This is a genomic window from Mesorhizobium sp. B2-3-13 (assembly GCF_006442195.1).
In the GTDB taxonomy this organism is placed as follows: Bacteria; Pseudomonadota; Alphaproteobacteria; order Rhizobiales; family Rhizobiaceae; genus Mesorhizobium; species Mesorhizobium salmacidum.
The window spans coordinates 1-15,194 of record NZ_VFVQ01000010.1; the positions used below are offsets into that span (position 1 = coordinate 1).

General features: G+C 61.7%; 17 protein-coding genes and 1 tRNA gene. 12 read left to right on the forward strand and 6 right to left on the reverse strand.

From position 1 onward, the window contains the following. Positions 1-360: 360 nt before the first annotated feature. Positions 361-449 (forward strand) — tRNA-Leu (locus FJ941_RS13615). A 151-nt stretch (positions 450-600) separates the two neighbouring features. On the opposite strand, the gene FJ941_RS13620 is transcribed toward FJ941_RS13615, so the two are convergent. From FJ941_RS13620 to FJ941_RS13630, 3 genes are all read right to left on the reverse strand, one after another. Next, positions 601-1,356: a DUF4239 domain-containing protein gene (locus FJ941_RS13620; protein WP_140506264.1), complete on the reverse strand. Its 756-nt coding sequence runs from the start codon at positions 1,354-1,356 to the stop codon at positions 601-603. Between the two features lie 198 nt (positions 1,357-1,554). After that, entirely contained in the window at positions 1,555-2,274 is a 720-nt protein-coding gene (locus tag FJ941_RS13625) for a carbonic anhydrase (RefSeq protein WP_140506267.1), read from the reverse strand. 173 nt (positions 2,275-2,447) lie between these two features. Then, positions 2,448-2,735 (reverse strand): PilZ domain-containing protein, encoded by a 288-nt coding sequence (locus FJ941_RS13630; RefSeq protein ID WP_027145499.1) that lies wholly within the window; start codon positions 2,733-2,735, stop codon positions 2,448-2,450. 210 nt (positions 2,736-2,945) lie between these two features. Here FJ941_RS13630 and FJ941_RS13635 point away from each other — a divergent pair, with 210 nt between their 5' ends. Next, positions 2,946-3,485: a J domain-containing protein gene (locus FJ941_RS13635; protein ID WP_140506269.1), complete on the forward strand. Its 540-nt coding sequence runs from the start codon at positions 2,946-2,948 to the stop codon at positions 3,483-3,485. Between the two features lie 22 nt (positions 3,486-3,507). On the opposite strand, the gene FJ941_RS13640 is transcribed toward FJ941_RS13635, so the two are convergent. Further along, positions 3,508-4,086: an NUDIX domain-containing protein gene (locus FJ941_RS13640; RefSeq protein WP_027145497.1), complete on the reverse strand. Its 579-nt coding sequence runs from the start codon at positions 4,084-4,086 to the stop codon at positions 3,508-3,510. A 156-nt stretch (positions 4,087-4,242) separates the two neighbouring features. Between FJ941_RS13640 and FJ941_RS13645 the strand changes: the two genes are divergently transcribed. The 4 genes from FJ941_RS13645 to FJ941_RS13660 all read left to right on the forward strand — a co-directional run bounded on the left by FJ941_RS13645 (position 4,243) and on the right by FJ941_RS13660 (position 6,442). Continuing rightward, a complete protein-coding gene (locus FJ941_RS13645) occupies positions 4,243-5,346 on the forward strand; it encodes an NADH:flavin oxidoreductase/NADH oxidase (protein ID WP_140506271.1) in 1,104 nt (367 codons plus the stop codon). Positions 5,347-5,478: 132 nt separating this feature from the next. Beyond that, positions 5,479-5,796, forward strand: coding sequence for an SH3 domain-containing protein (locus FJ941_RS13650; protein WP_140506273.1), 318 nt, complete (start codon positions 5,479-5,481; stop codon positions 5,794-5,796). 99 nt (positions 5,797-5,895) lie between these two features. Then, positions 5,896-6,174, forward strand: coding sequence for a DUF982 domain-containing protein (locus FJ941_RS13655; protein WP_032935880.1), 279 nt, complete (start codon positions 5,896-5,898; stop codon positions 6,172-6,174). A gap of 28 nt (positions 6,175-6,202) precedes the next feature. Continuing rightward, positions 6,203-6,442, forward strand: coding sequence for a DUF2188 domain-containing protein (locus FJ941_RS13660; protein ID WP_027145493.1), 240 nt, complete (start codon positions 6,203-6,205; stop codon positions 6,440-6,442). A 67-nt stretch (positions 6,443-6,509) separates the two neighbouring features. Here FJ941_RS13660 and FJ941_RS13665 read toward each other — a convergent pair whose 3' ends face one another. Then, positions 6,510-6,791 (reverse strand): hypothetical protein, encoded by a 282-nt coding sequence (locus FJ941_RS13665; protein ID WP_140506275.1) that lies wholly within the window; start codon positions 6,789-6,791, stop codon positions 6,510-6,512. A gap of 59 nt (positions 6,792-6,850) precedes the next feature. Then, positions 6,851-7,231, reverse strand: a complete 381-nt coding sequence (locus FJ941_RS13670) for a hypothetical protein (RefSeq protein ID WP_246673822.1) — start codon at positions 7,229-7,231, stop codon at positions 6,851-6,853. A 64-nt stretch (positions 7,232-7,295) separates the two neighbouring features. Here FJ941_RS13670 and FJ941_RS13675 point away from each other — a divergent pair, with 64 nt between their 5' ends. The 6 genes from FJ941_RS13675 (at position 7,296) to FJ941_RS13700 (ending at position 15,157) form a co-directional block, all read left to right on the forward strand. Continuing rightward, positions 7,296-8,039 (forward strand): competence/damage-inducible protein A, encoded by a 744-nt coding sequence (locus tag FJ941_RS13675; protein ID WP_140506277.1) that lies wholly within the window; start codon positions 7,296-7,298, stop codon positions 8,037-8,039. An 80-nt stretch (positions 8,040-8,119) separates the two neighbouring features. Then, complete coding sequence (locus tag FJ941_RS13680; RefSeq protein WP_140506279.1) at positions 8,120-8,953, forward strand: universal stress protein; 834 nt, start codon at positions 8,120-8,122, stop codon at positions 8,951-8,953. Between the two features lie 116 nt (positions 8,954-9,069). Further along, on the forward strand, positions 9,070-9,570 hold the full coding sequence (gpt, locus tag FJ941_RS13685; RefSeq protein ID WP_027145490.1) for a xanthine phosphoribosyltransferase: 501 nt from the start codon (positions 9,070-9,072) through the stop codon (positions 9,568-9,570). A 211-nt stretch (positions 9,571-9,781) separates the two neighbouring features. Then, positions 9,782-10,270 (forward strand): NUDIX hydrolase, encoded by a 489-nt coding sequence (locus FJ941_RS13690; RefSeq protein ID WP_140506281.1) that lies wholly within the window; start codon positions 9,782-9,784, stop codon positions 10,268-10,270. 104 nt (positions 10,271-10,374) lie between these two features. After that, on the forward strand, positions 10,375-10,686 hold the full coding sequence (locus FJ941_RS13695) for a PilZ domain-containing protein (protein ID WP_140506283.1): 312 nt from the start codon (positions 10,375-10,377) through the stop codon (positions 10,684-10,686). Positions 10,687-11,359: 673 nt separating this feature from the next. Continuing rightward, positions 11,360-15,157, forward strand: a complete 3,798-nt coding sequence (locus tag FJ941_RS13700) for a vitamin B12-dependent ribonucleotide reductase (RefSeq protein ID WP_140506285.1) — start codon at positions 11,360-11,362, stop codon at positions 15,155-15,157. Positions 15,158-15,194: the final 37 nt, after the last annotated feature.

The window sequence follows — 15,194 nt, forward strand, 5'->3', positions numbered from 1 at the left end:
CCGCTTCACCGCCATCGCAAATCCCTCCGAGCAATAATCGAAGTGAATCACAATGCCAGAATTGCGCAACAGGCCCAAGTGGGCGGGGGGATGGGTTGGGCCTGAGAGGCGCCGGCCATGGCGGATCAAGTCCGCCGCCCAGATATTTACCCACGCCCGCGGCGCGGATAATTCCGTGATCGCGCCAGTATCGTTACGCGACCTCCTCTGGGTTGCGCGTTCGGGCACCGCAGAACAAACCATCTGCTGGACAACCTCGCTGTCCTACAAGGTGGCGCTGCTCCTAAGCTCGTGGTAGTCAACGGCAAATCCTAAGCTCGACCATGTGGGAGAACTACGGGATTTCCCACTATGTGGGAGGTGGGCGTGGCGGAACTGGTATACGCAGCAGACTTAAAATCTGCCGGTGCTTCAAACACTTACGGGTTCAAGTCCCGTCGCCCACACCAGTGCGCCAAAGAGACTTAAAAAATCCCTCGATCTCTGATCGTACGGGTTCGAATCCCGTCGACCGCACCAGCAAAAGGCTTCAAGTTTGGTTGATTTTTCTGTGTTGAACCGCCGCAACGTCATATAACCGGCGTGGTCACCGGCTGCGGATCACTGCTGTAACTCGAACAGCGCCCTCTCCATCGGGGCCATTGAAATCTGGATCGGGCCGGAGAAAGCCACGTCCATGTCGAAGATCAGGTAGATCGCCCCGGCAACCAAAGCCGCCGATGCCGCGTAGGTCGAAATGGTGATCGTATTGCGTGGCGCCCTGAAGCCGAAGCTGGCGAAGATCAGCACCAGCCAGGTGACCAGGAGCGTGATCAGAGGCACCGGGATCGTGCCCTCCGACTGCTCGATCAGCACCCAGCGCAACTCCAGCACTTTCTGCAAATGCTGGCGGGCGTCCTGCACAATGAAGCCATGCGCATCGTCGGTCGGCGCCAGCGCACTCAGCCGGGTGCCGATTTCCGCCAGCAACTGCTCAGAGAGCCGGTTGGCGGCGACCAGCGTCTCGCTGGTGGGCGAAGAATCACCCGCTACCCGCTGCACATAGACGACCAGCGGCTGGCGTACCGTGTCGGTTTGCGGGCCATATTGGCGCAAGGTCCTGTCGAGAAGGATCAATTCGGTCGCATAGGCGTGCACGTTGCGGTCGATCGATTCGAAGGTGTTCCTGGCCGAGTTGATCATCAGGCCGAGCATCAGCGAGGTCATGACCCCGAACAGGTTCGCGGCGTGCCGAACCACGGTGTTCGTGTCGTCGTCACGATGTTTGGCCGGCAATTTTGGCCATATCGCCGTGCTGGCGAGCGCGGCTACCGTCAGGCATAGGAAGATTACCATTGCGATGAAAGCTTCGCGCATGCCGCTCATTCCGATTGGCAATGGCAAGGCGTCAGTTGATGACCGCCATCACTATTCCGGCGCGTCCTTGCGCCCTGCCTAACGCCTGCCGCGCCCCTTGTAGCCGAGATAGGTGGCCGTCACCGCCCCCGGAAGGCAAGCCAAGCCAGACGCCGACGCATCGAGGCCCCAGAGCCTTCGATCTCGATGACGGGTGTGTCATTCGATGTAAGTCACCGCACCCGTTTGCAAGTCATAGATTGCCGCGACTATCTTCAGCTTCCCCGCCTTGATGAGGCCGGCCAGCACCTTGCTCGAGGCGGCTAGGCGCCTCGCGGTCCTCCGCGCGCTCTCCTTGGCGGTGTTGTCGACGAAATCACCCGCTTCGCTCCGCATTGCTATCGCCGCGGGCAGGATCGGTTCGATCATCGGGCCGATCGCGCCAGGATAGGTCGCGTTCTTGGTGACCACGTCGCACGCCGCCTTGACGGCGCCGCAGTTTGTGTGAGCAAGAACGACGATCAAGGGTGAGCCGAGCACCGCTGCCCCGTATTCAACCGTACCGAGCGTCGCAGTGTCGACGAGGTTGCCGGCATTGCGGGCGACGAACAGTTCTCCAACGCCGTGACCGCCGAAGATCAGCTCCGGAGGAACGCGACTGTCGGCGCAACTGATGATGGTGGCCCAGGGCGCCTGGTGTGCGGCGACAGCGTTCCGCTGCGCGGCCAGATCGATCGAGCAGAGTTCCGGGTGACTGACGTAGCTTTCGTTGCCGGATTTTAGCGCAGCGAGCGCTTCATCGAGGCTCAATGGGGTCGCCGCGCCTTGGGCCGCGCGCGCCGACCACGTGGCCCCACCAAGGCCAAACGCAACGAGTCCCGCGCCGACTTTGAGGAACTCCCTCCGGCCGACCCCTGTACCATCACAGGTGCTGCACATTCTTAGCTCCCCCGCCCATTGCTCCCCGAAGAATATGCGCTTGCTCTAATATATAGGCAAGCGATTGGCGATAAGGTCACGATCAAAGAGAGCGGGCCGGGATGCTGGGACCACGAAACCCACCCCAACGCGGCGCCTGGGCGTGCCCCTGAATATCAGGGCGGCCTCCCTTATCATCTGATCTTCAGCGAGAAATTGCCATGGATCTGGATGCCTAGCCGCTCGCCTTTTCTCCACCGCACTTCCGCTCGATAGGTCGCGCCGTCCAACGGTACGCGCAGCCGGAAGTTATCTGGCACTTTTGCCCCCGCGGCGACACGCAACTCGGCGCCGTGCTCATGCTGATTTCTGACGGCGCAGCCTATTTCGCCGTCCTGCGTGATTATGAACGCGTCCTTCAAAACCACCTCACGCAGGTGCGTTCGACGCTCTACCGGAGGGTCAGAAGGTTTATCAGTCATGCAAGCCGCCTCCGACGAGCGAAATGCTCCCAGACTAAAGTCTGCGGCTCAGGACGCAAAGGTCCGACTTTTTCGCTTAAATCCTGTGCCTGTCCTTTGTACGCTCGTCATATTATTAAATCGTGAAATATATACTCTATAGTCATCGCCAAGGTTGTCACTGACAGTGCGGCAGAGACAGCCGAAAATGCATGGCATGGGGAACCAGGTATGTTCGTTGACTTCTATGAGATGCTGGAAATCAGTCCGAATGCAAATTCGGAAACGATAGAGCGCATTTTTCGTCACTTTGCCATGCGCTACCACCCCGACAACCAGGTCACCGGCAACGAGTCACGCTTCAGCGATATCCTGGAGGCTCACAACACGCTCAAGGATCCGGTCAAGCGTGCGCAATACGATATTCAGTACAAGGCCCATTTGAACCTCCGGGCCGAGCTGACCGATCAGGCGAGCAACAGCAACAACCTCGATCGCGATTCGGTCTTTCAAGCCAAAGTACTCTCACTGCTTTATGTAAAACGCCGACAGGACGTCAACAATCCTGGCATTGGCGACGATGAGCTCGAACGAATGTCAGGCTGTCCGCGTGAGCACCTCGAGTTTCACCTCTGGTATCTAAAAGCGAAGGGCTGGATAGCCAGAACAGAAAACGGGACGTTCGCCATCACCGTCGAAGGCATCGATCGCGTTAATTCCGAACATCATCATGACGCAGCAACCACCCGCCTGTTGGACCATGCGGGCTGAATTGGAATCCCTCGGCCTCTGATCAAGCCGCCATCGGGTTCAGCTTCAGATGCTGGATCAGGATGATGGTCTTGGCATCGATGATGCGGCCATCGGCGATGCCGGCCAGCGCTTCGTCGAGCGGCATTTCCAGGACCTCGATGTCCTCGCCTTCGTCGGGTGCGCCGCCACCGGCCGAGATGCGGTCGGCGGGCGAATAGCGCGCGATGAAGAACCAGAGCCGCTCGGTCACGCTGCCGGGACTCATGTAAGGCGAAAACAGCCGCTCGATCTTGTTCAACCGGTAACCCAGTTCTTCCTCGGCTTCCTTGCGGATGGCGGTCTCCGGATCGTTTTCGTCCAGCAGCCCGGCACAGGCCTCGATCAGCGGTTCGCGGTGGCCGGTGACATAGGCGGGATAGCGGAACTGACGCACCAGAAGCACGGTCGAACGCCGGGGGTCGTAGGGCAGGATCACCGCGCCGTCGCCGCGATCATAAGTCTGGCGAATCTGCGTCTCCCATTGGCCGTCACGCCGGCGGTAGTCGAGCACGGTCTTCTTCAGGACTGCCCAGTCGTTGGAAAGAATCTCTTCCGAGCGGATACGAATGCGGTCTTCCATCTGACACCTCGATGCTTGCTGGCGGAGGCAGGCGTAGCCGCGAACCGGTACAGGCGCAATCGGGCCAGCGATTGGTCCAGCACCCTTCACTGTCTCGTGTGTGGTATGGAAGGGTGCCATTGCCTAAATAGCGCATTCCCCTCCCGGAGTTTGTTCATGACGACATCGCTTTTCCAGCCGATCACACTCGATGGGCTCACCTTGCCCAACCGCATCGCCGTGGCGCCGATGTGCCAGTATTCCGCCGAGGACGGCTCGGCCAGCGATTGGCATCTTTACCACTGGATGAATCTGGCCATGTCCGGCGCCGGCATGGTCACGGTGGAGATGACCGATGTCGAGCGGCGCGGACGCATCAGCCATGGCTGCCTCGGCCTCTATTCCGAAGACAATGAGGCCGCCGCGCGCCGCGCGCTGGACGCGGCCCGGCGCGTGGCCGCACCCGGCACCAAGTTCGGCACGCAGCTGGCGCACGCCGGCCGCAAGGCCTCGAACCGCAAGCCTTGGGAAGGTGGCGGCCCATTGCAGCCAAATGAGGATCCCTGGCAGACCGTCTCGGCCTCGGCCATCGCCTACGACACCGGCTGGAACGTGCCGCACGCCCTGCAGGACGAGGAAATCCTGCAGCTCATCGGGCGGTTCGCGGAAGCCGCCAGGCGGGCCGAACGCGCCGGCTTCGACTTCATCGAACTGCACGCGGCGCACGGCTACCTGATCTTCCAGTTCCTGTCGCCGCTGTCCAACCAGCGCACGGATCGCTGGGGCGGCTCGCTGGAAAACCGGATGCGTCTTGTCGTCGAGATCGCCAGGGCGGTGAAGAAAGCAGCGCCAAAGCTGATGCTCGGCGCACGGCTGTCGGTGAAGGACTGGGTCGATGGCGGCTTTGACGTCGAGGACGCGATCGAGGTGGCGAAAGTGCTGAAGGCCGAAGGCATCGCCTACCTCTGCTGCTCGAGCGGCGGCAATTCGCCGTTGCAGAAATTGCCCACCGGGCCGGGCTATCAGGTGCATCTGGCTGAAGCCGTACGCAAGGGCGCCGGCATTCCGACCCGTGCGGTAGGCCTGATCGACGACCCGAGACAGGCCGAGGCTGTTATAGCCGAAGGCCGCGCCGACATGGTGGCGCTGGCACGCGCCTTCCTCGCCGATCCGCGCTGGGGATGGCGTGCGGCCGCCACCTTCAGCGAAAAAATCCATCCGGCACCGCAGCTCGCCCGCTCGGTGACGACGATGCAACACTGGATGAAGGCCGCCGGCTGATCGCTCATCTCCCGATCCCGGCGCACTCCTGCTTGTGATCCCGGACCGTTCGCCGACGACCCGCTTCAATTCTGGCCGCAACCTGTTACGCTGGTCAGGCTGCGGCGGGCGCGGCCGGCTTGGGAGATAATCATGTCGTTCAGGGCACTCTTGTCGGCTGCAGCACTTATGGCTGTGGTCGGGTTTTGGCTCGGTGCTTCGACGCCGACCGTCGCGCAATATTGCGAGGGTACGGTGCACGGCCTCTCCGGCCGCTACAATCTGGCGACCGGCAGCGGCTTTCTGGCCTTGCGCACACGGCCGAACTCGTCATCGCGGATGATCGGGCAATTGTTCAACGGCGACCATACCGAGATCTTCGACCGGCGCGGCAACTGGTACCAGGTCGAAATCGGCGGCGGCACCGGCTGGGCGAATGCACGTTGGCTGCGCAACAACTGCGGTTACTGACACGCCAATCATCCAGTGCGCGTTACGGAGGCGACGCGACTTTTGGGCGCAGACCAAAGGCCATTTTTGCAACCAAATTGGCTGCTTTGCGTTGCGGCCATGATGGACAACAAACCTTTTGAAACGCCTGTCGTGGTCGAGCTTGGCCACGTCGGCAAATATCGCCATATCCGCTCGACCCAGGAGGCGGCGGAGTGCCTGATGACTGTGTGGCCGCTCAATCGCGGCCCCCGTCATCGTGATGCTCTCGACACTTGCCTCAAAGTGCTGGAAGGTTATCGTTCGACAGCGGAAGCGCGCCGGGCACTGATCGAGGCCGCCAGGGAATCGGAAGTCCTGGTGCCCGACGATAAGCTGCCCGACGACCGGTTGCATTGAGCAGGCGGACCTTTAACTGGAGGTTTTGATGGCGAAGCTTACTTACAAGATCGTCGAGCACGACGGTGGCTGGGCCTACAAGGTCGGCTCAACCTTCTCGGAGACATTTCCCACCCATCAGGATGCGTTGCGCGCCGCCGAGATCGCTTCGGCCGAGCAACAAGTGGCGGGTTCCACCGACGGTATCCAGTATGAGGACGCCGAGGGCAAATGGCACGAGGAACTGGCCGACGGCCGCGACCGGCCTCAGACTGAAATCTCGGATTGATCCAGCAGAACTATGGCCGCGGATAGTATGAAAACCATCCGCGGCCAGCCGGCGCGCTGTGGCCGAATTACTTGCCGCAGTACCGATCGTTGACGTTCTGCCCGGAATTGGCGTCGGGACCAGGCGTGTTGTGAGCACATGGGCCGATACCTCCAGTATGGCCTTGGGTGCTCAGCCCCGAGCCGTAGGCGTTGATGCTTCCTGTGGTGCTTGGATCGACAGTTGTCTCGTCATTGTTGCCGAACAGCCACCAGCTGTGGTTGGTATATGTCGGTTCTGACGACTGAGCCATGGCCGATGTGGCGAGACCAATCGTCAGAGCGGATGCGGCTAGAAGTTTTACATACATATTAGTTACTCCGTATCTACTTTGGCCGTCTTGGGTGCGACAGGGTGAAAACACAATAGTCAGCCGAACGGTTCCCTGAAATTCTCGTGAAGTGGCGGTGATGCCGGGGCGACAAAAGCGCGCGCCGCGATGCGCTCGATGAAGGCGACGACTTGTTCAGGCGCGGCGAATTGCGGCATGTGGCCAAGGCCGTCGACCGCCTCGAAACCGAGCCCGCCGATCCTGTGGCGCATCGGTTCGCCGTGGATGGCCATGCCGATGACGCGGTCGGCGCTGCCGAACAGGATGCCGGCCGGCATAACAATCTCGCCGTAACGCTGCTCGACGCCGCCGAGATCCTGTTCGACCGCGACAACATCGGTCGAAGTCGCATGGAAATGCGCCGGCCGCAGCCCCAGCCACCCGCCGCCGGCGACCATGTAGTCGGGAACGTTCGCCATTTGGCGGGCATTGCCGCCGCCCGTCGGCCGCGCTATTCAGACGGCCCGTCTGCCGGAGCCTTCCATGCCTGAAATCGTCACTGCCGCCATGCTTGTCATCGGCGATGAGATTCTGTCCGGCCGCACCAAGGACAAGAACATCGGCCACCTTGCCGATATCATGACGGCGATCGGCATCGACCTGAAAGAGGTGCGCATTGTTCCCGACGAGGAAGACGAGATCGTCGCGGCGGTGAATGCCGTGCGCACACGCTATACCTATGTGTTCACCACCGGCGGGATCGGCCCGACGCATGACGACATCACGGCCGATTCGATCGCCAAGGCATTCGGCGTGCCCTGTGAATACGATGCCAAGGCTTATGCCCTGCTGGAGGCGAGCTATGCCGCACGCGGCATCGAATACACGGAGGCCCGCAAGCGCATGGCGCGAATGCCGCGCGGCGCCGACCACATCGACAACCCGGTGTCCGTGGCCCCCGGCTTCCGCATTGGCAACGTCCATGTCATGGCCGGCGTGCCCTCGATCTTCCAGGCCATGCTCGACAATGTCGTCCCGACGCTGAAGACCGGCACGAAAATGCTGTCGGCCACGGTGCACTGTCCGTTCGGCGAGGGTCTTGTCGGCGGGCCGTTGGGTGAGATCCAGAAAGCGAATCCGGATACGATCATCGGCTCCTACCCTAAATATGGCGATGGCAAGTTCTGGACCGAACTGGTGGTTCGTGCCCGCAGCGCGGATGCGCTTGAAGCCGCGCGCGCCGATGTCGAGGCCATGGTGGCCGGCTTCGCCAGCAAGGCGAGCTGATCCGGCGCAAACCGGAACCAAGGCCGACGCTGTAACGTTTTCCTGCCGCGACCCATCACTCGCAAGATTGAGGGACCATCATGCGTTTCAAGACCATCGTTGCCATTCTGCAGAACGAGCAGGACGCCGAGCGGGTGCTCGACTGCGCCATTCCGCTTGCCAGCCGCTTCGAAAGCCATCTGATCGGCATCCATGCCGAGGCGCTCCCGGTGCCCTACACTTCGGCGACGGGTTTTCCCGATACGGAGTTCCTGCAGGTTTCCGCCGACATGAACCGGGAGCGGGCCGAAAAACTCCAGGCTTTCTTTCTGAGGCGCATCGAGGATTCCGGCCTTTCCTTCGAATGGCGCAGCCTGGAGAGCTTCTCCGGCGACAGCGCGCTGACCGGCATTTCAAACGTGCGCGCCGCCGACCTCATCATCGCCGCCCAACGCGAGACCGACGGCGATCCTAGCGCAGACGTTGATACGCTGGTCTACGATGCCGGCCGGCCGGTGCTGGTGGTGCCGCATGCCGGCCCTCTCGTCACCACCTTCAAACGCGTTCTGCTCGCCTGGAACGGCAGCAAGGAGGCTGCCCGCGCCGCCTTCGATGCCCTGCCCTTCATCATCGAGGCCGAGAAAACCGACATACTGGTCATCGACCCGCCCGATACGCTCGACGAAAGCCCGGAGGCCGCGGGCGCCGAAATCGCCTCCGCGCTGTCGCGCCACGGCGCCACCGTCAGCGTCTCGGTGCAGAAATCGGGCGGCACTTCGGTCGACGACATGATCCAGAACAGGATCGCGGAGACCGGCGCCGATCTGCTGGTGCTTGGCGCCTACAGCCACTCCTGGCTGCGCCAGCTTCTGTTCGGCGGGGTGACGCGCACGGTGCTGCGCACGGCACAGGTAGCAGCCTTCCTGTCGCGGTAAGTCCACAGCGATCGCTACCAGCCACCCTTGCCAAGCCGTGGGGTTTCCAGTTAATTCCGCGCGCATTCCCCTGTTTTCTTGCACGCGGCTGTCGCGTGCCGCGGAGTGCGCGAGACATGTCCCTTCCCGAAAAAGCTTTCCCGGTCTCCTGGGACCAGTTCCATCGCGACGCCCGCGCACTTGCCTGGCGGCTTGCCGGCGCAAGCAAGGGTCAATGGAAGGCTATCGTCTGCATCACGCGCGGTGGCCTGGTCCCGGCGGCTATCATCTCGCGCGAACTCGGCATCCGCGTCATCGAGACGGTCTGTGTCGCCTCCTATCACGACTACACCAGCCAGGGACAATTGCAGGTGCTGAAGGAGATCACGCCGGCCTTGCTGGCCGACGATGGCGCCGGCGTGCTGATCATCGACGACCTGACCGACACCGGCAAGACCGCCGGCATCGTGCGCGCAATGATGCCCAAGGCCCATTTCGCGACCGTCTACGCCAAGCCCAAGGGCCGGCCGCTGGTCGATACTTTCGTCACCGAGGTCAGCCAGGACACCTGGATCTATTTTCCCTGGGACATGGGCTTCACCTATCAGAAGCCGATCGCCGACGATCACGCTGGTTGATTCGCGGTAAGCCGCTTTTTGCCAATCAAGCCAGCGCCGATGACGATATTTGCTTGCGCGGAGCGACCCGCCGACAAACTATCCTGTGAAATCGACGCCTTGTTGACGGGAATTAGCTGGCGTGACCGAAGTTTTTACTTTTATTGGCCACAATTAGCCGTAAGATTCATAAGACGGCAAACGATTCTGGAGGCTGGGGCTAGCTTTTCCGATGTTGACACGGCCAACGACGCACAACCACCTTGCTGAAAGAGTCCGACGGCTCTTCGGCTCGGCGCCGTGCCGTCTGCAGGTTGCTGCCCTGCCCTGGCGCGATACTGGGGATGGCGTCGAGGTCATGCTGATCACCAGCCGCGACACTGGCCGGTGGGTGTTGCCGAAAGGCTGGCCGGAAGCCAGGGAGCCGCTCTGCGAAGCGGCCGCGCGCGAGGCCGCCGAGGAAGCCGGTTTGCGCGGCAACATCTCCCATCTCGAAGCCGGCCGTTATTTCTATGCCAAGGTGCTGGCTTCGGGCGAAGAAGTGCCTTGCGAGGTGCTGGTGTTTCCGTTGCACGTCGACAAGATCGCAGACCGCTGGAAGGAAAAGCACTCCCGCACCCGCAAATGGGTCAGTTCCAGCGAAGCCGTGCGCATGGTCAATGAGCCCGACCTCTGTCAGATCATCGCCTATTTCTGTGCCGACCCGCGCAGGTTCTCCTGATAGACGCCTTTTGCGTGTATCACGGCGGATTCACGGCCTTGTGCTGTGCCGCAATGGTTTCCTAATTTTTCTTCGCTAAGAATCGGTCACTCTTGGTTTGATCGATGACGAATCCCGCAGACCCACTTCAGCAAGATCCCGGCGAGCCAAAGCGCGAGCATCGGCCGCGCGTGCTCAAAGGTGGAACGATCATCACCGGAATCCAGAATTCAGAAGTCGGTTGCACGGTCCGCAACCAGCATGCGGACGGCGCCGAACTGAAAATGCCGCTCGAAGCTCGGGTTCCCGACCATTTCCTTCTTTATGTGCCGCTCGACGGCGTCGCCTATCGCTGCGAGGTCCGCTGGCGCCGCAACGACCGGATCGGCGTACAGTTCACCGGTACCGAGCCCAAGCCGAAGCTGCACTACGGCTGACGCCCTGCGCACCGGCTTGCCGGCTTTTGCTGCCTGCGGGACAGTCTTTACGCAGCCCGCGTATCGCGGACTGGGTGATCGCGTGTGCCTGCCGCGGGAAATGGCCGCCGCAAGCGGTCAATTCTATCCCCGTTATCCACATGTGTGACACACAAGATGTTGGGGTCACAAAAGCTACGCAAACGAATCCTTGACGGCTCGAAACGAGTCGCCTTTTATAGGCCATGCGCTCCTGTTGAGAGCGCGACCGGAAAGTTCTGAGCCCGGTCTTTTTCCCGGATTATGTGCGTTTTGCCCGCATTTCCGCCCGTTTACGAGGCCGGCGGAAGCGTTGGGATCGTGGGTGGTGGGGCGACGAAAGGGAGAATTGTCGGACTGGAATAAATTGTCTGTTAATAGTATATTTAGTGTTTGCAGCTAGGTTCGACGCTAGATAGTGTGAACTTCCCTCGGGTGAGGGAATCGAAAAATTCAGTTTTGAGGGACCCGCGGGGTCGGTTGGCAGCCTCGGCAAACGCCCGGCAAGGCGTTTTGTCGTGTGTGTGGCCGCGCCTGCGAAGAGGAGGCGCCGGCATTGTTCGCGATGCCGGCAAACGGCGGACTGCGCGTTTCGTCTTTGGGGGCAGAAATCCCCCGATGAAAGCGCTATATGTAGACAAAAGGGACCGGACCAATGCGCATCGAGCGTCGTTTCACCAAGCCAGGACATGCAGGCCAAGAAGGGGCCGCTTATGCGGAGATCGAATTCCGCAAGGCGCTTTCCGAGATCAAGAATCCGGATGGCTCGGTGGTGTTCCGCTTGGACAACATCGACGTGCCGGCGCAGTTTTCCCAGGTCGCCGCCGACATCCTGGCCCAGAAATATTTTCGCAAGGCCGGCGTTCCCGCGCGCCTGAAGAAGGTCGAGGAGAACGACGTCCCCTCCTTCCTGTGGCGCTCCGTCGCCGATGAGGCGGAGCTCGCCAAGCTGCCCGAGGCCGAGCGCTATGGTTCCGAGATCGACGCCCGTCAGGTCTTCGACCGGCTGGCCGGCACCTGGACCTATTGGGGCTGGAAGGGCGGCTACTTCAAGGCGTCGGAGGAAGACGCGCGCGCCTTCCGCGACGAGCTTGCCTATATGCTGGCGACGCAGCGCGTCGCGCCGAACTCGCCGCAATGGTTCAACACCGGCCTGCACTGGGCCTACGGCATCGACGGCCCGAGCCAGGGCCATTTCTATGTCGACCCCTTCACCGGCAAGCTGACGAAGTCGAAATCCTCGTATGAGCATCCGCAGCCGCATGCCTGCTTCATCCAGGGCGTGCAGGACGACCTCGTCAACGAGGGCGGCATCATGGATCTGTGGGTGCGCGAGGCGCGCTTGTTCAAATATGGCTCCGGCACCGGCTCGAACTTCTCGCTGCTGCGCGGCGAAGGCGAAAAGCTGTCCGGCGGCGGCCGCTCGTCCGGCCTGATGAGCTTCCTCAAGATCGGCGACCGCGCCGCGGGCGCCATCAAGTCGGGCGGCACGACGCGCCGCGCGGCGAAAATGGTCATCGTCGACGCCGACCACCCCGACATCGAGGAATTCATCGACTGGAAGGTCAATGAAGAGCAGAAGGTCGCCTCGCTGGTGACCGGCTCCAAGATCGTCAAGAAGCACCTCGAAGCGATCATGAAGGCCTGCGTCAATTGCGAAGGCCATGACGACGACTGCTTCGATCCGGCCGTCAACACGGCGCTGAAGCGCGAAATCAAGGCGGCCAAGAAATCGGCGGTGCCAGAAAACTACATCTACCGCGTCATTCAGTTCGCCAAGCAGGGCTACAAGTCGATGTCGTTCAAGACCTACGACACCGACTGGGATTCTGACGCCTACCTGACGGTCTCGGGCCAGAACTCCAACAATTCGGTGTCGCTGAAGGACAACTTCCTGCGCGCCGTCGAGACCGACGCCGACTGGCACCTGACCGCCCGCAAGGACGGCAAGGTCTTGAAGACGCTGAAGGCGCGGGACCTCTGGGAAAAGATCGGCTACGCCGCCTGGGCTTCGGCTGATCCCGGTCTGCATTTCAACACGACGATGAACGACTGGCACACCTGCGCTTCGGCCGGTGCGATCCGGGCCTCCAACCCATGCTCGGAATACATGTTCCTCGACGACACGGCCTGCAACCTCGCCTCGATCAACCTGCTCCCCTATCGCAATGCCGACGGCACGATCGATATCGCAGCCTACGAGCACACGGTGCGGCTGTGGACCATGGTGCTGGAAATCTCGGTGATGATGGCGCAGTTCCCGTCAAAGGAGATTGCCAAGCTCTCCTACGACTACCGCACGCTGGGCCTCGGCTATGCCAATATCGGCGGCCTGCTGATGACTTCGGGCATTCCCTACGATTCCGACGAGGGCCGCGCCATCTGCGCCGCGCTGACCGCTATCATGACCGGCGTCGCCTACTCCACCTCGGCGGAAATGGCTTCCGAGCTCGGCGCCTTCCCCGACTATGACCGTAACGCCCAGAATATGCTGCGCGTCATGCGCAATCATCGCCGCGCCGCCTATGGCGACAAGGACGGTTACGAAAAGCTCGCCGTCAATCCGGTGCCTCTCGTGGCGTCGGATCTGAAGCAGCAGGATTTGGCGACCCATGCCAAGGCCGCATGGGACCGTGCCATCGAGCTTGGCGAGGAGCATGGCTACCGCAACGCGCAGGCTACCGTGATCGCGCCCACCGGCACGATCGGCCTGGTCATGGATTGCGACACCACCGGCATCGAGCCCGACTTCGCCCTGGTGAAGTTCAAGAAGCTCGCCGGCGGCGGCTATTTCAAGATCATCAACCGCGCCGTGCCGGAGGCGCTGCGCACGTTGGGCTATTCCGAGAGCCAGATCGCCGAGATCGAGGCCTATGCGGTCGGCCACGGCAATCTCAACCAGGCGCCGGCCGTCAACCCCGGCTCGCTCAAGGCCAAGGGCTTCACCGACGACAAGATCGCGGCGCTCAACGCCGCGCTGAAGTCGGCCTTCGACATCAAGTTCGTCTTCAACCAGTGGACGCTCGGCGCCGACTGGGTGAAGGAAACTTTCGGCTTCACCGACGAGCAGCTCAACGACTTCTCGTTCGAAATGCTGCCGGCGCTGGGTTTCTCCCGGAAGGACATCGAGGCCGCCAACATCCATGTCTGCGGTGCGATGACGCTGGAAGGCGCGCCCTTCCTCAAGGCCGAACACCTCCCCGTGTTCGACTGCGCCAGCCCGTGCGGCAAGATTGGCAAGCGCTCGCTTTCGATCAACAGCCACATCCAGATGATGGCGGCGGCACAGCCCTTCATCTCCGGCGCCATCTCCAAGACCATCAACATGCCGAACGACGCGACGGTGGAGGATGCCAAGAACGCCTACATGCTGTCGTGGAAGCTGGCGCTGAAGGCGAACGCGCTCTACCGCGACGGCTCGAAGCTGTCGCAGCCGCTGAGTGCCTCGCTGCTCGCCGATGGCGAAGAGGATGAGGACGATGCGATCGAGCAGCTGATCCAGGCACCGGCTGCGGCGCGCGCGGCGCAGATCACCGAGCGCATCGTCGAACGCATCATCGAACGCGTGTCGCGCGAGCAGGAGAAGCTGCCCGGCCGCCGCAAGGGTTACACGCAGAAGGCCAAGATCGGTGGCAACACCATCTTCCTGCGCACCGGCGAATATGACGATGGCCGTCTCGGCGAGATCTTCATCGACATGAACAAGGAGGGTGCCACGCTGCGTGGCCTTCTCAACAACTTCGCCATCGCGATCTCGCTCGGCCTGCAATATGGCGTGCCGCTCGACGAATATGTGCACGCCTTCACCTTCACCAAATTCGAGCCGGCCGGCATGGTCATCGGCAACGATGCCATCAAGAGCGCGACGTCGATCCTCGACTACGTGTTCAGGGAGCTCGCCATCTCCTATCTCGGCCGCAACGATCTCGCCCATGTCGACCAGTCGGACTTCTCCAACACCGCACTTGGCCGCGGCATCAGCGAAGGCAAGACCGACGCCGTCTCCAAGGGCCTGACCCGCGGCTCGCCGGTAAAGCTGGTGTCGAGGGCAAGCGGCAACGAGCCGAAGGGTTTTGCCGGCTCCTCCGGCATCCCTGCCCGTTCGGCGCCGACAGCCTTCTCCGGCTCCAACGTGCTGGCGTTGAAGCCCGCGAGCGACGAGGCGATCGCCTACAAGCGCGACTATGAGGAGCGGGCCAAGGAATTGGCGGAAGACATTGCCTTCGAGGAAGCGGCCTCCGATGCCTCGACCGATCGCACCGCGGCCCTGTTCACCGATACGGCGGCCCATGAAGCGGCCGAGGCGAAGAAACTCGCCGCCGACCGCCGCGCCAAGTCGCTGCTCCAGGGCTACACGGGCAATTCCTGCTCCGAGTGCCAGAATTTTACCATGGTGCGGAACGGGACCTGCGAGAAGTGCGATACTTGCGGCGCCACGAGCGGGTGCAGCTGAGGCCAACCGCTAAAATGCAATAATAATATCATCATCA

Bases quoted from the DNA above. Each gene is read 5' to 3' on its own strand.
- FJ941_RS13620 (WP_140506264.1), bottom strand. From the start codon at position 1,356: ATGCGCGAAGCTTTCATCGCAATGGTAATCTTCCTATGCCTGACGGTA.
- FJ941_RS13625 (WP_140506267.1), bottom strand. From the start codon at position 2,274: ATGTGCAGCACCTGTGATGGTACAGGGGTCGGCCGGAGGGAGTTCCTC.
- FJ941_RS13630 (WP_027145499.1), bottom strand. From the start codon at position 2,735: ATGACTGATAAACCTTCTGACCCTCCGGTAGAGCGTCGAACGCACCTG.
- FJ941_RS13635 (WP_140506269.1), top strand. From the start codon at position 2,946: ATGTTCGTTGACTTCTATGAGATGCTGGAAATCAGTCCGAATGCAAAT.
- FJ941_RS13640 (WP_027145497.1), bottom strand. From the start codon at position 4,086: ATGGAAGACCGCATTCGTATCCGCTCGGAAGAGATTCTTTCCAACGAC.
- FJ941_RS13645 (WP_140506271.1), top strand. From the start codon at position 4,243: ATGACGACATCGCTTTTCCAGCCGATCACACTCGATGGGCTCACCTTG.
- FJ941_RS13650 (WP_140506273.1), top strand. From the start codon at position 5,479: ATGTCGTTCAGGGCACTCTTGTCGGCTGCAGCACTTATGGCTGTGGTC.
- FJ941_RS13655 (WP_032935880.1), top strand. From the start codon at position 5,896: ATGATGGACAACAAACCTTTTGAAACGCCTGTCGTGGTCGAGCTTGGC.
- FJ941_RS13660 (WP_027145493.1), top strand. From the start codon at position 6,203: ATGGCGAAGCTTACTTACAAGATCGTCGAGCACGACGGTGGCTGGGCC.
- FJ941_RS13665 (WP_140506275.1), bottom strand. From the start codon at position 6,791: ATGTATGTAAAACTTCTAGCCGCATCCGCTCTGACGATTGGTCTCGCC.
- FJ941_RS13670 (WP_246673822.1), bottom strand. From the start codon at position 7,231: ATGGCGAACGTTCCCGACTACATGGTCGCCGGCGGCGGGTGGCTGGGG.
- FJ941_RS13675 (WP_140506277.1), top strand. From the start codon at position 7,296: ATGCCTGAAATCGTCACTGCCGCCATGCTTGTCATCGGCGATGAGATT.
- FJ941_RS13680 (WP_140506279.1), top strand. From the start codon at position 8,120: ATGCGTTTCAAGACCATCGTTGCCATTCTGCAGAACGAGCAGGACGCC.
- gpt (WP_027145490.1), top strand. From the start codon at position 9,070: ATGTCCCTTCCCGAAAAAGCTTTCCCGGTCTCCTGGGACCAGTTCCAT.
- FJ941_RS13690 (WP_140506281.1), top strand. From the start codon at position 9,782: ATGTTGACACGGCCAACGACGCACAACCACCTTGCTGAAAGAGTCCGA.
- FJ941_RS13695 (WP_140506283.1), top strand. From the start codon at position 10,375: ATGACGAATCCCGCAGACCCACTTCAGCAAGATCCCGGCGAGCCAAAG.
- FJ941_RS13700 (WP_140506285.1), top strand. From the start codon at position 11,360: ATGCGCATCGAGCGTCGTTTCACCAAGCCAGGACATGCAGGCCAAGAA.